16 protein-coding genes and 1 pseudogene are annotated in these 14,460 nt (G+C 64.6%); 6 read left to right on the top strand and 11 right to left on the bottom strand.

Features of this window, described 5'->3' with window-relative positions:
* Positions 1-68 precede the first annotated feature (68 nt).
* Entirely contained in the window at positions 69-962 is an 894-nt protein-coding gene (locus tag IVB46_RS10245) for an autotransporter domain-containing protein (protein ID WP_247342691.1), read from the top strand.
* Between the two features lie 182 nt (positions 963-1,144).
* On the opposite strand, the gene IVB46_RS10250 is transcribed toward IVB46_RS10245, so the two are convergent.
* Positions 1,145-1,390 (bottom strand): hypothetical protein, encoded by a 246-nt coding sequence (locus tag IVB46_RS10250; RefSeq protein ID WP_135215889.1) that lies wholly within the window; start codon positions 1,388-1,390, stop codon positions 1,145-1,147.
* Positions 1,391-2,227: 837 nt separating this feature from the next.
* Here IVB46_RS10250 and IVB46_RS10255 point away from each other — a divergent pair.
* Positions 2,228-2,389, top strand: a pseudogene (locus IVB46_RS10255) (JAB domain-containing protein); the annotation flags it as partial.
* A gap of 27 nt (positions 2,390-2,416) precedes the next feature.
* Positions 2,417-3,205 (top strand): DUF4239 domain-containing protein, encoded by a 789-nt coding sequence (locus IVB46_RS10260; protein ID WP_063980707.1) that lies wholly within the window; start codon positions 2,417-2,419, stop codon positions 3,203-3,205.
* A 30-nt stretch (positions 3,206-3,235) separates the two neighbouring features.
* Here IVB46_RS10260 and IVB46_RS10265 read toward each other — a convergent pair whose 3' ends face one another.
* From IVB46_RS10265 to IVB46_RS10275, 3 genes are all read right to left on the bottom strand, one after another.
* On the bottom strand, positions 3,236-4,099 hold the full coding sequence (locus IVB46_RS10265; protein ID WP_247316369.1) for a hypothetical protein: 864 nt from the start codon (positions 4,097-4,099) through the stop codon (positions 3,236-3,238).
* Positions 4,100-4,204: 105 nt separating this feature from the next.
* Positions 4,205-4,525, bottom strand: coding sequence for a hypothetical protein (locus IVB46_RS10270; protein WP_063980706.1), 321 nt, complete (start codon positions 4,523-4,525; stop codon positions 4,205-4,207).
* Between the two features lie 160 nt (positions 4,526-4,685).
* The gene (locus IVB46_RS10275) at positions 4,686-5,060 is read right to left on the bottom strand and encodes a hypothetical protein (protein WP_247316370.1); all 375 of its coding nucleotides are present in this window, start codon (positions 5,058-5,060) and stop codon (positions 4,686-4,688) included.
* A 268-nt stretch (positions 5,061-5,328) separates the two neighbouring features.
* On the opposite strand from IVB46_RS10275, the gene IVB46_RS10280 reads away from it, so the two are divergent.
* Positions 5,329-6,717, top strand: a complete 1,389-nt coding sequence (locus IVB46_RS10280; protein ID WP_247316371.1) for a peptidoglycan-binding protein — start codon at positions 5,329-5,331, stop codon at positions 6,715-6,717.
* Positions 6,718-6,731: 14 nt separating this feature from the next.
* Here the strand turns inward: IVB46_RS10280 and IVB46_RS10285 are convergent, their stop codons facing one another.
* The 7 genes from IVB46_RS10285 to IVB46_RS10315 form a co-directional block, all read right to left on the bottom strand.
* On the bottom strand, positions 6,732-8,012 hold the full coding sequence (locus tag IVB46_RS10285) for an RNA polymerase sigma factor (RefSeq protein WP_247316372.1): 1,281 nt from the start codon (positions 8,010-8,012) through the stop codon (positions 6,732-6,734).
* Between the two features lie 133 nt (positions 8,013-8,145).
* On the bottom strand, positions 8,146-8,553 hold the full coding sequence (locus IVB46_RS10290) for a YciI family protein (RefSeq protein WP_063980702.1): 408 nt from the start codon (positions 8,551-8,553) through the stop codon (positions 8,146-8,148).
* A gap of 99 nt (positions 8,554-8,652) precedes the next feature.
* Entirely contained in the window at positions 8,653-9,345 is a 693-nt protein-coding gene (locus tag IVB46_RS10295; RefSeq protein ID WP_085402675.1) for an AprI/Inh family metalloprotease inhibitor, read from the bottom strand.
* Positions 9,345-10,334 carry a 2-hydroxyacid dehydrogenase gene (locus IVB46_RS10300; RefSeq protein ID WP_063980700.1) on the bottom strand — a complete coding sequence of 330 codons (990 nt, stop codon included), beginning with the start codon at positions 10,332-10,334 and terminating at the stop codon, positions 9,345-9,347. Before IVB46_RS10300 ends, IVB46_RS10295 begins: the two co-directional genes overlap by 1 nt.
* Positions 10,334-11,152, bottom strand: coding sequence for an ABC transporter permease (locus tag IVB46_RS10305; protein WP_247316373.1), 819 nt, complete (start codon positions 11,150-11,152; stop codon positions 10,334-10,336). The genes IVB46_RS10300 and IVB46_RS10305 overlap by 1 nt, the downstream gene beginning before the upstream one ends.
* Positions 11,149-11,964, bottom strand: a complete 816-nt coding sequence (locus IVB46_RS10310; RefSeq protein ID WP_063980698.1) for an ABC transporter ATP-binding protein — start codon at positions 11,962-11,964, stop codon at positions 11,149-11,151. The genes IVB46_RS10305 and IVB46_RS10310 overlap by 4 nt, the downstream gene beginning before the upstream one ends.
* Before the next feature lie 10 nt (positions 11,965-11,974).
* A complete protein-coding gene (locus IVB46_RS10315; protein WP_247316374.1) occupies positions 11,975-12,997 on the bottom strand; it encodes an ABC transporter substrate-binding protein in 1,023 nt (340 codons plus the stop codon).
* Between the two features lie 139 nt (positions 12,998-13,136).
* Here IVB46_RS10315 and IVB46_RS10320 point away from each other — a divergent pair, with 139 nt between their 5' ends.
* Entirely contained in the window at positions 13,137-13,943 is an 807-nt protein-coding gene (locus IVB46_RS10320) for a creatininase family protein (RefSeq protein WP_247316376.1), read from the top strand.
* Positions 13,944-14,082: 139 nt separating this feature from the next.
* Positions 14,083-14,346 (top strand): hypothetical protein, encoded by a 264-nt coding sequence (locus IVB46_RS10325; RefSeq protein WP_247316378.1) that lies wholly within the window; start codon positions 14,083-14,085, stop codon positions 14,344-14,346.
* Positions 14,347-14,460 lie beyond the last annotated feature (114 nt).

The raw sequence follows: 14,460 nt of genomic DNA on the forward strand, positions 1-14,460 counted from the left end.
GTCAGCCCTCCAAGAGCCGACCACCCATGAATCATTGAAAAATTGATTCGGGAATCCTATAAATCGCGATGAAATCAACAATCTGCCAAAGTAGTGCTAATGGCTGGGGCCGGTCAGACTGGGCGCGCGTTTTCGGTCAGCAGATCAACGGCCACTACCAGGCCTTCGCCGACCCGCGCACCGATGGCTGGCTGGCGGGCTTCCAAGGCGGAATCGATCTCTGGCGCGGCAGCACCATCCCCGGTCACCGCGACTCTGCTGGACTTTACTTCGCCTATACCCAGGCGCGGGCCGACGTGACCGGGCTGGTCACAAACCCGGCCGCCACTGGCTACATGCTCACCCACACCGGGACCAACGACATCCAGGCTTACTCGGCCGGCGGCTACTGGACGCATTACGGTCCGACCGGCTGGTACCTTGACGCGATCCTGCAGGGGACGCTCTATCGCGGCAACGCGACGACGCAATTCACGCAATTGCCGCTCACGGGCGCCGGCTTCGTTGCCTCGCTGGAGACGGGCTATCCAATCCCGCTGCCGCTTGGCCCAGGCTTCGTGCTCGAGCCGCAGGCCCAGATCATCTGGCAACGGGTCTCGTTCGACGAAGCCAATGACGGTCTGGGCCCGGTCGGGCTGGGCACGACGTCGGGTCCGATCGGACGGCTCGGCCTGCGCGGGCAGTGGAACATTGCCAGCAGCAACGGGATGCTCTGGCAGCCTTATGCCGGCGTCAATTACTGGCGCAGCTGGGGCGCGGGAGCGGACACCACTTTTGGCATCGATCAAGTGCTGCTGCTGCAGAAGATGCAGACGGTCGAAACTTTCGTCGGCTTCACCGGCAGGTTCGACAAGAGCTACAGCGTCTATGCTCAATTCGGTTATCAATTCGAGGTCGGCAGCACGGTCAACGCGGGCCCGCAAGGCGCCAAAGGCACCGCGGGCATACGCTACAGCTGGTGAATAGGCGCGCAGCGGTTTTCCCTCGCGACAAACGCGGAGCGCGTTTGCGCGGAGATCATGCTCAAACAACAACCTAAAGCGCGATGACGATTCATCCCAATCTCATCGCGCTTTAGGCAAGATGACTGGCCAGCCGGAAGGTCTCTCAGCGAGCTCGGCAGGGCGGGCCGATGATCACTTCCTTACGGCAGCGACCCTCTAAGGTCCGCGACACCAAAATCTACCGTGGCTCCGCCACCGTTCTCAGAAGTCGTCTGGGTGCGGGCCTCGCTGTGCGCTGACACAGCGATGACCCGGTCGCCTTTCTTCTCCGCCAGTCCGACATTTCGAGCGAGGATCGCGCCAAGCAAAAGCATCGTGACCATCAGCCCGCTCACGGACGCAGTCACATAAACATTGGACCAATTGCGCATCACTACACCACCCATGCGCATCGCCCCGGCCCGATGCAACATGCGTCGTTGAGTCGTTAGGCGATTTGGTGGCGCGGCAGTGGCGTTCTGGAGTTCACCTCACTTGTTACGCGGTGGCGGCCACTCGTTGCAGGTTCGTGGCGAGCGGATTGCTTTGAGCAGCCTTTCCTGTGGACCGCCGCACTTCCATCACAGGAGGCAGCATGGACTCAGGCATACTCCGAAATTGCGCGGCTTGCTCTCCCGGCCGCGCGGATCTGGCCTGGAGCCCCGGCTGGTACGGTCGGGGCTCTCTTTGGAGCGGCTCTCTGAGACCGTTCAGCTTGGCCTCGGAAGGCGGTCTTCGTGCTGCCAGTCGCCTAAGCACTAACCCGATCACTAGCTCCGTCAGAACTGCTGACGTTGCTATCCGCTTCCGGGATTTCGGCGCTGTTCGTCTGGATCAGAAATAGCTGTTTCTGCATCTCGACGAGGCGCGCGCGGCTATATTGCCACCGGATAAAGCCGCAGCCGCGCCGTGCTAATTGTTGCGCGCAGCTCAAATGACGACAATTCCGGGCTGTATCGTGCGCGTCGGACTGAACCATCACTTGCGCTGATCTGTTTACGGCGACTTCCGCTTCTGGCCCGTCTCGGACCTCACGACGCCGAAGCAGAATGTCCGCCACTGAGGTGAGAGCTGAAGTCCGCTGATGGTCCCTGGTGAGTGAAATGGCTTATAAAGGCGTTTCCACGTGTTAACGTGATCATCACGAACGATCACTGCTTACAGTCCCCTGTCTACGTCCCCTGCTACTACCCCACCTAAAAAATCTATTGTGTGTTCAACGCATTACGTGAAGCGATAGATTCATCCACAACCACCCCTCGGACGATCCCTCGCCCTCGCAGGCGGACATCCAGATGACGAAAGCCATCATCGACATCGCAAAGCCGCTCGGCATCGCCGTGCACGACCACATCATCGTCGGCAAGAGCAGGCATGCCAGGCTGCGCGGGATGCGGTTGATCTAGAGCCTCAAATCAGATGACAAGGACACAATGAGCGACTGGCTGCACAATCTGCCGGTGCCTGCAATGGCGCTGGTGATCTTTGGATTCACGTACCTGCTCGCCGCGGCCATCTTCGCAGGCATCGCGAGGGCTGCGACGGAGGAGCGCGCGAAGTCGCTGAAGGCGATCTCGCCGGGCATGCTGCCGGTGCTCGGCATCATCTTCGGCCTGTTCGTCGCCTTCATCGCCGCGCAGGTCTGGGGCGACAGCGACCGCGCCAGCGCCGCGGTGAGCCGCGAGGCCAGTGCGCTACGCAGCGCCGTGCTGCTGGCCGCCGGCCTGCCGGCGGAGCAGGAGACGAAGCTCCGCGGCCTGGTGCGCGACTATGTCGGCCAGGCCGTCGCGGTGGAATGGCCGATGATGGCGCATCAGGAAGTGTCGCTGAAGGTCACGCCGCCGGCGCTCGCCGAAGCCCTGCAGTTCGTCGTTGCGATGACGCCGCAAGGCCCCGGGCAGGCGAATGTGCAGCGCGAGCTCATCGCCGCGCTGGAGCAGGCGCTGGACGCGCGGCGGCAGCGGATCATCGTCAGCCTCGCCGCGGTGAATCCGGTCAAATGGTGGTGCCTGTATCTCCAGGCGGCCTGCGCGCTGCTGGTGATCGGCCTCGTTCATTGCGACAACCGGCTGGGATCGGCGATCGCGATGGGCCTGTTCGCCACCGGCGTCGCCACCTCCGTGCTGCTCATCGCCGCGCATGACCGGCCGTTCGCCGGCCAGATCTCGATCCAGCCGGAGCCGCTGCTCCAGATCATGCCGGCAGACCCCGGCAAGAGTTGAGCAGAGCGGCCGGCCCCGCGAGACAGCATCTCACCGGACGAGTTGCCATCCCTTCGGCGTCCAGCGCAGCAGCGTGCCGGACAGCGGCTTCGGCGCGCGCGCCATCATGTTCCTGGCCAGCGTCCGCAGCGCGTCGATCGCGGCACTGCTGTCTTCGCTTGCATAGAGCACGAGATCGGCCGACGGCGCCGCCACGATCAGGACACCGCCCTGGGCCTGCGCGAGCGGCGCCCAGCTGTCGACCAGCGCGAGCCGGCTGGTCTGATAATAGTCCCCCGTCAGCGTGCCGAACTGTCCTGACGGGACCGCTTTTGCGACCGTCGTGAGCGGCTTCACGCTGCTGCGCAGATTGGCGATGGCGATGTCGAAGACCTGGTCCCGCGTCAAGCCGAGCGCAGCACGATCCTTGTCGTTGAACACCCTGACCGCCCGAGGCGAATCCAGCACCGGGACGATCACCAGCCCCTCTGCCAGGGGCCGCGTCAGGGCCGGGCCGCGCGCGTCGACCTCCCGAAGCGCCTGCCGCATGTAATCGGCCGGGCGCACGACCACGCGAAGGGCTGCTCGGGTCGGCGGATCGTTCCGGCTGCTCGCCGTTGCCTTGACGCCGCTGACATAGGCGCCGATCTCCCTGGCGCAGCCGCCCGTATTGGCCTTGCAGAAGGCGTAGATGCGGTCGAGATTGGTTTGCAGAGGGCCGACCGACAGCGTCAGCGGTCCCTTGATCACGACCGGGGTGTCGCGAATCTCGGCGCGGATGCGCTCGGCCACGAAAGCCGTAAACGCGGGTTCGTCGGCTGGAATCTGCTGCGCCCGGGCAGCCCCGGCTCCGACGAGATCGCCGGCCACGACCGTGGCGATCAGCCACCGGCATATGCGAGATCGGATGCTCATGCGAACCACCAGCTCGGGAGAGCGGCTCGCCGGCCGATACTCACCCCTCCGCGTCCAATCTACTGCCGGGCGCCGTCAATCCTGTGGGCGCCGGCGGTTGATCGATCAATAGCAATAGCGTTGGCTGACCCGGACGTAATAGCCGTCGGGACGCTGCACATAACAGCCGCGCTGATAGGCGTAGTAACCGGAGCGGCGGCGCTCGCCCTCGGAAGCGATCGCAGCGCCCGTGCCGGCACCGACGACGGCGCCGATTGCGGCGCCGCGGCCTCCGCCGAGCGCACCACCGAGGATCGCCCCGCCGACACCGCCGATGATCGCACCGCCGATGGCATCCTGGGCTGCAGCCTCATGCGCCGGCATCGCCATCGCGACCGTCAGACATGCCGCGATTCCAAAACTTCCAATGCGAAGACCTCGAAGCATGCTCGCCCTCCCTGTGATGAGCCAGTCATAGCGCCGGAAGTGGATTCGGACCAGACAAATAGCCGGCGGCGCGGCTCACGACGCTGCGCGATGGCGCCGGAGGCGCAGCGCGAAGACGGCTCAAACCATGCGAGCGATGCACAGGCCGGCCAATCGGACGTCAGGGATCGATCCAGCGCTGCACGGCCTCGGCGGTATCGGCCGGCGTGGAGTTGAAGCAGATCGCGGCGTCAGGCGCCAGTTGATGGACGAGGTTGAGCACCTTCTCGAACAGCAGCAGGCGCTCCTTCGGTTCGCGCAGGCCCGCGCCGATCACGATGCAGTCGAAGCGCTCGTCGCGCATCGCGGCAGTGACGCCGGCTTCCGCGGTCGCGTCGAGATCGATCAGGCAGCTCGTGACCTCGTAGCCGAGATCACGCAGGCGCAGCAATTGCGCTTCGATGTAATGGCGCACGAGCTCCGGCGTGAGCTGCGGAAATACGCTGTAATCCGCACTGCCGGGTTCGATGCCGATCGCGAGGACGCGCTTGGCCATGCAGGGCTCCCTACCGCATCGTCTAAAATGCTAACGGACGAACGACCATGCCGGTTCCCCCACTGCCGGGGCGCGCTGCCGGCGAAGGCGCGGGTCCGATCCTGCGGCACATTTTCCCGCCCAGGCTGTAAGCCATTTCACATGCGCCGGGCCGGCAACCTGCCACATTTGCCGGAAGATCACGTTGGAGTCACACCCGATCACGGCACCTGGTCCATATCTGACTTGCACGAAATTTCGATAATTCATCAATTTTCGGGAGCGGAAGATGGTCTCATTCGAGAGTTTGAAGAGCGAGTACGAGCGGAATTGGTCCAATCTCGAGATCCGGCCTTCCCGCCTCGCCGACGCGAATGGAGTCGCGCGCAAGGCGATCAACGGCAAGGCGACCTATCAGCAGATCGAGCGGCTGACCGGAGTCCCCTGGTATTTTGCTGCGCTCTGCCACTACCGCGAATCCAACTTCGATTTCGACACCTATCTCGGCAACGGCGAAACGCTTCATCGCGTGACGACCATCGTTCCGAAAGGGCGCGGCCCCTTTACCACGTTCGTGGACGGCGCAGTGGACGCGTTCAGAATCGAGAACTTCATCGGCGCCCACGACTGGGGCATCGCGCGGATCCTGTTCCGGCTCGAGGCGTTCAACGGCTTCGGCTATCACTCGAAGGGCTGCAATTCGCCCTACCTCTATGGCGGTTCGACACTGTACGGCCCGCCCGAGGCGAGGGCCGGCAAATTCGTCCGCGACCACGTGTTCGACTCGAACCACGTCGATTCCCAGCTCGGCACGGCGGTGATCCTGCATGCGATGATGTCGCTCGATTCCTCGATCACCCTCGACGGCAGCCCGCAATTCGCCGGCCGCACCGAGCCCGAGGACGATGCGGCGTCGACGATTGTTCTGATGCAGCAGGCGCTCAACAAGCTCGGCGCCAATCCGCCGCTCGCCGAGGACGGCATCAGCGGACCGAAGACCGGGGCCGCGGTCTCGCAGTTTCAGCAGCAGAACGGCCTGAGGGATACCGGGCTTCTCGACGGGGCCACGGTCGCGGCGCTCACGCGTGCAACGCAGGCGGGAGGTTCCGTGCAGAGCGGCGATCTGTCCAAGATCCTGAAGCGGCTGGAGGACCTCGCACACTTGCTGCGACCGTCAGCCGGCGGCGTAACACCGGGAACGACGACACCGGGCAACACGCTGCCCGCCACCAACGATCCGATCAACCTGTTCGAACGGCTCTTCTCCCTCATCAACAAGACGGCGCCCATGCCAGGACCGGTCAGCCCGACCAATCCAGCCCCCGTCGATCAGTTGAAGCAGGTCGTCGACCTGCTCAGCACGCTGCTCAACAAGGACGGCAAGCCGGTGCTCGGCCAGGTCAACGGCGCGCTCGGCGAGACCATCGGCAAGCTGCTCGACGGCAAGAAGACGGCACTCGGCATCGGCGGCTCGGTGCTCACTGCGCTGCTCTCTTCGGTGACCGCGAGCCCGAATGCAGGCGGTATTGCCGGACTGCTCGGAACGATCGTATCGGCGGTGCCGGGCCTCGGCCAGTTCGCGATGCCGATCTCGCTGGCGCTCACGGCCTGGGGCGTGCTCGGCAAGTTCGAGAAGTGGGCGCAAGGCACCGCGCCGCCGCCGAAGCCGACGACGTAAAGCCGTTTGCGTCTTCAGCCGTCGGCATCGGCAATGGCTGCCGCTCGCCGCTCCATCAACACGCGCTCGCGCGCATTGTTCGTGAGACGCGCTGCGGTCTCGAACGATCGTCGCGCCTCGGCGAAGCGGCCGAGCTTCTCCAGGAGGTCGCCGCGGACAGAATGGAGATGTTGGTAAGCCCCGAGCGCCGGTTCGTCCGCGATCATGTCCACGAGATCGAGACCGGCCTGCGGCCCTTCGGCCATGCCAAGCGCGACCGCCCGGTTGAGCTCGATCACCGGCGAGCGCACCAGCGCCGCGAGCTGGCCATAGAGCTCCGCAATGCGGCGCCAGTCGGTGGCAACGGCCGTCTCCGCCGTCGCGTGGCACGCGACGATCGCGGCCTGTAGCGTGTAGAACCGTCCGGCACCGCCGAGCTCGCGCGCGCGATCGAGCGCGCGAAGGCCGCTGCCAATCTGGCGCCGGTCCCAGAGCCTGCGGTCCTGGTCCATGAGCAGGATGGGCTCGCCATCGATGCCCGTGCGCGCCTGCTTCCGCGCGGCATTCAGCTCCATCAGTGCCATGAGACCGTGGACCTCGGGCTCGAGAGGCGCGAGCCCGACCAGCACCCGCCCCATGCGCAGAGCCTCGTCGCAGAGCTGCGGCCGCAGCCACTCCTCGCCGCCTGAGGCCGAATAGCCCTCGTTGAATATGAGATAGACGACCTCGAGCACCGAGGCGAGACGCTCCGAAAGCGCCTCGCCGCTCGGGATCTCGTAGCTCAGGCCCGACCGCGACAGCGTGCGCTTGGCGCGGACGATGCGCTGGGCGATGGTTGCCTCCGTGACCAGGAAGGCGCGCGCGATCTCGTCGGTGGTCAGGCCGCAGATCATACGCAATGCCAGCGCCGCGCGCGCCTGCCGCGGCAGCAGCGGGTGACAGGCCGTGAAGATCAGCCGCAACCATTCGTCACCGATATCGTCGTCGAGGGCGGCGTCGAAATCCGGCATCGCGTCCTGCTCCTGCATCAGCTCGTGCGTCAGCAGGTCCTGCTTGCGGGTGAGCATCTTTGCCCGGCGCAGATGATCGAGCCCGCGGCGCTTGGCCGTCGCAACCAGCCAGGCGCCGGGATTGTCCGGCACCCCGCTGTGCGGCCAGGCTTCCAGCGCTGCGACCAGTGCGTCCTGGGTCAATTCCTCCGCCAGCGGCACGTCCCGCAGCATACGCGACAGCGTGGCGATCAGCCGTGGCTGCGCGACGCGCCAGGTTGCGTGAATCGCGGCGCGGATCTCGAGATCGATGTCGGCGGTCGTCATCGCCGCCGACCAGAGCCCTTTCCGTTCCGATGGAATCGGAACGGGGCTCTAGATTCTTGTTTTGACGCGTTTTCTTTGCGCGAACCGGTATCCACTTCGCTCGAAAACGCTCCAGGACGAGCGGTGGTGTCCATCAGGCGTGGGCAGCCACCCTGGACTGCGCGTCGACCTGGCAGGCGATCTCCACGCCCGGCGTGGCGAATGCCCGTAATTCGCAGGTCCCCTCCCAGCCCGGCATGTGATCGAGGTGCAGCTGCATGAATTCCTTCGCCATGGCCACGGCTTCCGCCTTGTCGCGCAGCTCGAAAATGGCATAGCCGCCGATCACTTCCTTGGCCTCGACGAAGGGGCCGTCGATGACGCTGAGTTCGCCGTCGACGATTCGCACCCGTGCGCCGGTCGCAAGCGGCATCAGGCCGCCATTGTCGATCATTCGACCGGCCTTGATCTCCCGCTCGGATATGTTCTGCATGGCCTCCATCAGCGCCGGGCTCGGGGCAGCCATCGGCTGGCTGGAGGTGACGATGTACATGAAGCGCATGAAAAACTCCCTTGGCGAGCAGCAGCCGCTCCGGCTGCAAACCGGCTCGCTATGGATGTGACGATTGAGCCTTGGCTAAATCGACATCGACCGGAAGAATTATTGCCGCAGCATGATCAGGGGATCGGCGGTATCGGGGACGCGCCGCCATTGCGCGTTGTCATCGGCCTCGAACTGCCAGGCCTCGCCTGATTTCGACATCAGGACGATCTGGCCGCGCTCGAGCCGCCATTGCGCCGGATTGAACTGAGCAATCGCCGGATCGCATTTCGGCTTGACGAAGACCTGGAAATTGTCCGGGCCGGCTTCCGTGTTGGTCAGCGTCAGCCCGCACACCGGCTGGCCGTTGCCGCGCACCATCGACCAGTCGCCGATCATCTGGTCCATCGACTTGGCCATCGAGCGGGCTGCGGCGAGGTCCTGGAGGATGTAGACGCCCTCGCCCTGCCGCAGGCCTTCGAAGATGCCGGCCTCGACCTCGGTGAAGTCGATCACGGCTTCACCGGTCGCGTCCTGCAAACGAACGATGTCGAGACCCCTGACGCTCCAGGCGACGATGTCCTTCGTAAAGGGCAGCGTGGTCTTGCAGGCCGGCTCCAGCTCCAGCTTGAACCCCTGCGCCGCGGCATCGCCTTTCATCGTGACGACGCAGGTCTTGCTGCGCTCGGTGGTCGAGAGCTCCCACTGCCCGGGCATCGTCTTCTTCAGGGTCGTCGCATCCTGCGCATGCGCGATGCCGATCGCGGCCACGCAGGCCGCGACGGCGAATGCAACGACCCGAAGACCTCTCATCAGCGCCCCTTGAACGGCGTTTCCGCAACCGGCGTCAACGGCGCCTTGCCGGCGAACCAGGACTTGAGGTTGTCGACCACGAGCTGATCCATCGCGTTGCGCGTCACCACCGACGCCGAGCCGATATGCGGCAGCAGCACGACGTTCTGCATGGTCTTGAGCTCGTCCGGCACGCTCGGCTCGGCCGCGAACACGTCGAGACCGGCGGCGAGGATGGTGCCTGATTTCAGCGCCTGGACCAGCGCCGCCTCGTCGACCACCGAGCCGCGCGCCACGTTGACCAGCACGCCGCGCGGACCGAGCGCCTTCAGCACCTCGGCATTGATCATCTTGTTGGTCGAGGCGCCGCCGGGCACAATCACCATCAGCGTGTCCACCGCCTTCGCCATCTCGATCAGATCGGGATAGTGCTTGTAGGAGACGTCCTTCGACGGATTGCGGGAGTGGTAGACCACCGGCACCAGCGAGGCATCGAGCCGGCGCGCGATGGCTTGGCCGATCCGGCCCATGCCGACGATGCCGACCTTGCGGTCGCGCAGCGAGCCGACGCTGAGCGGATAGTTCTGCGTCTGCCAGAGGCCGGAGCGGACGTAGCGGTCGGCCTTGATGAACTCACGCACGGTGGAGATCAGAAGACCCATCGCGACGTCGGCGACCTCCTCGGTCAGCACGTCGGGCGTGTTGGTGACGATGATGTTGTGCTCGGCCGCGTATTTGGCGTCGATATGGTCGTAGCCGACGCCGAAGCTCGCCACCATCTCGATCTTGGGCAATTGCGACAGCGAGTCCCTGTCGGCGCGCACCGTGTGATAGGTCACCGCCACGCCACGGATTTTTTCGCGGATCGCCGGTGTCAGCCGCTCGAGATCGCCCCGGGTCTCCGCCTTGTGCACGACGAAATGATCGGAAAAACCGTTGTCGAGAATTGGCCGCACCGGCCCATAGATCAGAAGGTCGATCTTTTCGGACGAAATCGAACCGGTAGTCATCAGTTTTCCTTTCCAAGCGCGCTCTCGTGCCAGCGCCGTAAAACGAGGTGGGAAACTAGCGCCAGCACCCCATAGATGACAATCCCGGCCAGCGACAACAGCAGCAGCGCTGCGAACATGCGGGGTATGTTCAATCGATAGCCGGATTCGGCGATCCTGTAGGCGAGCCCGGAGCCCGCGCCGGCGGTGCCGGCCGCGATTTCGGCCACAACCGCGCCGATCAGCGACAGGCCGCCGGCAATGCGCAGGCCCCCGAGGATATAGGGCAGCGCCGCTGGCAGCTTCAGGAAGCGCAGGGTTTGCGGCGGCGAGGCGCCATAGAGCTGGAACAGGCCGGCAAGGTTGCGATCGACCGAATTCAACCCGAGCGTGGTGTTGGACAGCACCGGGAAAAAGGCAACGATGAAGGCGCAGACGACGACCGCGGTCTGCTGCTCCAGATAGATCAGGAGCAGCGGTGCAATCGCGATGACAGGAGTCACCTGGAGGACGATTGCATAGGGGAATAGCGAATATTCCACCCATTTCGACTGGTTGAACAGCAGCGCCAGCGCGATGCCGCCGATGCTGGCGGCGACAAAACCTTCGAGCGTGGTCATCAGCGTGGTCGCGAGCGATTGTGACAGCACCGCCCAGTCCTTGATCAGCGTCAGGAAGATGACGGAGGGCGCCGGCAGAACGTAAGGCGGGATGTCCTTGATGCGGACGACCAGTTCCCAGGCCGCGAGTCCGGCTGCGAACACGATGACGGGAAGCACGAAGCGCATCGCGCGTTGCGCGCCGGATGGTTTTGCGGTGACGGCAGCTTGCGCGTTCATAGCATCGATTGCCCCGAATAGGACGGCGCCAGCGCGGCCGACACTTTCCGGCAATAATTGGAATAGGCGGCCGAGGTCCGAAACTCCTCACCGCGCGGCTCGACCGTCTCAATGCGGATATCGGCCTGGATGCGGCCGGGCCGCGCGGTCATGACCACGACTCGCTGCGACAGGTAGACGGATTCGAACACCGAATGGGTGACGAAGATGACGGTCTTGCCCAGGGCTCGCCACAGCGCGAGCAGGTCGTTGTTGAGGCGAAAGCGCGTGATCTCGTCGAGCGCGGCGAACGGCTCATCCATCAGGAGGATATCAGGGTCTGTGACGAGCGCACGCGCCAGCGACACCCGCATCTTCATGCCGCCGGAGAGCTCGCGCGGGAACGCATCGGCGAAATCGGCAAGACCCACGCTGGCCAACGCCTCATCGGCCCGCGCGCGCGCCTCCGCCTTCGGAACGCCTGCGAGCCTCAAGGGCAGCCGCACATTCTCGCGCACGCTGGTCCAGGGCATCAGCGTCGGCTCCTGGAACACGAAGCCGATGCCATGCCCCGGCAGCACATCGCCCTCGTGGCGCGCCACCCGCACGATGCCGGACGATGGCGCGCTGAGCTCTGCGATCAGGCGCAGCGCAGTGGACTTGCCGCAACCGGACGGGCCCAGCAGCGAGATGAACTCGCCCTTGCGAACGGCAAGGTCGAGCGGGCCGAGCGCCATGACGCCATTGTCATACGCCTTCGTCACGCCGCGCAGGCTGACGGCGAGAGCCGTCAGGCCGGCCTCGACCCCGGACGAGCTTTTGACGGATGACATGGACCTTGCGCTACGGCTTGCTCGGGCGCAGCTCGACGCCGACGCCCTTGTTGACGAAGCGCAGCGTATAGGACTTGCGGAAGTCGAGATCCGCCTTCACGACGCCGGCCTTCACCATCTTGTTGAAGAAGGACGTGTAGCGCTCGTCGCTCATCGCGCCGATGCCGTTCTTCAAGGACTCGCCGGAATCGACGATGCCGTATTCCTTCATCTTGGCGACGGAATAGGCGAGCAGCTCGTCGGTCATCTCCGGGTTGAGCTTCTTGATCATGGCGTTGCCCGCGGAATTGTCGCGGTAGATGTAATTGTACCAGCCGACCATGGAGGCATCGACGAAGCGCTGCACCAGGTCCGGCTTCTTCTCGACCATGTCGCGGCGGGTCTCGATCAGGGTCGAATAGGTGTTGAAGCCGTAATCGGCAAGCAGCAGCACATTCGGCTTGAAGCCGGCGGCCTTCTCGACCGCGAAGGGTTCGGAGGTGACGTAGCCCTGCATCGCGCTCTTGGGGTTGGCGATGAAGGGCTGCGGATTGAAATTGTAGGGACGGACGTTCTTCTCGTTGAAGCCGTATTCGGACTTCAGCCACTGGAAGTAGCTGGTCATGCCCTCCTTGGAGACGAACAAGGTCAGCGGCTTGAGATCCTCGATCTTGGCGACCTTGGCATCCGGCTGCGTCAGCATCACCTGCGGATCCTTCTGGAAGACCGCTGCGATGGTGACGACGGGGACGTTATTCGCCACTGCGTCGAACGACATCAGCGTGTTCGCGGCCATGAAGAAATCGATCTTGCCGGCGATCAGCAGCATCCGGTTGTTCTCGTTCGGACCGCCGGGAACGATGGTGACGTCGAGCCCGTATTTCTTGTAGGTGCCGTCGGCGACCGCCTGGAAGAAACCGCCATGCTCGGCCTCGGCGACCCAGTTGGTGCCGAAGGTGACCTTGTCCAGCGTCTCGGCGCGCGCCGGCGCAAGAGAGACGCAAGCGGCCATCAAGCCCGCCGTTAACGCTCGCCGCAGATGAGAGGGGGTCATGATGGCACTCCGTCGATCGTGGCTGGCCGATGTGAGGGCAACGCGATAGAACCGCATGAAGTTCGGGGACGCGAGCCGGCCAGGCCCGCGTCCCCTGATAACCCCAAAATACGCGACAAATTCGGGCAAAGAAACCACGATGACGCCGTCCCGCGACTGGATCGACATCAACTGGGCCGATGGGAGCCTTGCAGACGTGTCGCGCTGGATCGCGGTGCTGCCGCTGGCGGCGACCGAGCAGCACGGCCCGCATCTGCCGCTCGAGACCGACGTGCTGATCGCGGACGCGTATCTCGCGCGCGTGCGCGAGCTGTTGCGCGCAAATGTTCCGGCGACGTTCCTGCCCGTTGAACCGGTCGGGATTTCCACCGAGCATATCGACTTTCCGGGCACGCAGACGCTGCCGACCGAGGTGGCGCTGAAGCGATGGACCGCAATCGGCGAAGACGTCGCGCGGCGCGGATTGAAGAAGCTCGTCATCATCACCAGCCATGGCGGCAACAGCGCGGCAATGATGCTGGTCGCGCAGGATCTTCGCGCGCATCACAAGCTCTTTGTGGTGACGACGTCGTGGTCGCGGCTGTCGGGCGCGGAGAAACTGTTCCCGGCGGATGAAGTGCGCCACGGCATCCATGGCGGCGCAGTCGAGACCTCGATCATGCTGGCGCGCTATCCCGATCAGGTGCGGGTTGATGCGATCGCGGATTTTCCCGCGAGCAGCATCGCCATGGAAAAGCAGTATCGCTGGCTGTCGACACAGCGGCCCGCGCCGTTCGCCTGGCAGGCGCAGGATCTCCACACGAGCGGCGCGATCGGCAACGCGACGCTGGCCGTCCCCGAGAAGGGCGCGCAGCTGCTCGATCAGGGCGCGGCGGCTTTCTGCGAGCTGCTGGCCGAGGTCGATAACTTCGACGTGAACAGGCTCGCCAAAGGGCCTCTCGGCTAGCTCGCATCCGACTGGAATCATTCAGGAAACAGCCGGGCTACACGCCTGCTTTTGCGGGATTCGAACCGGACGCGACAAGCCTCCGTCCAACTGGGCACGCGGGCCACAACGGACCGCCTCAACCCGGATGGAGTTTCACATGTCGATCAAGACCAGGATTGCCGCCGTCGCGCTCGCTGCCCTCGCCGTCACCGGCAGCATCGTGTCCACCACCTCCTCGGCCGAAGCCAAGCAGCCCGGCTGGGTCTGGGGTGTGGGTGCCGGCATCGCCACCGCCGCCATCGTCGGCTCCGCGATCGCCGCCAGCAACGACCCCTATTACTACGGCTATCACCGCTGCGGCTGGGTCGCCCAGTACAACGCCTTCGGCCAGTACGTCGGCCGCGTTCGTACTTGCTACTGATTTGAGTACCTGAGGCCGATCTCACGTGGATCCCGCGTTCGACACGGGCGCCTCATCCACCCCGTGTCGTGCCCCCGACCCGCCCGGCTGTCCCCCCGGGCGGGTCTTGCGGAC

The sequence above is a fragment of the Bradyrhizobium sp. 61 genome (assembly GCF_023073075.1).
GTDB lineage: Bacteria > Pseudomonadota > Alphaproteobacteria > Rhizobiales > Xanthobacteraceae > Bradyrhizobium > Bradyrhizobium barranii.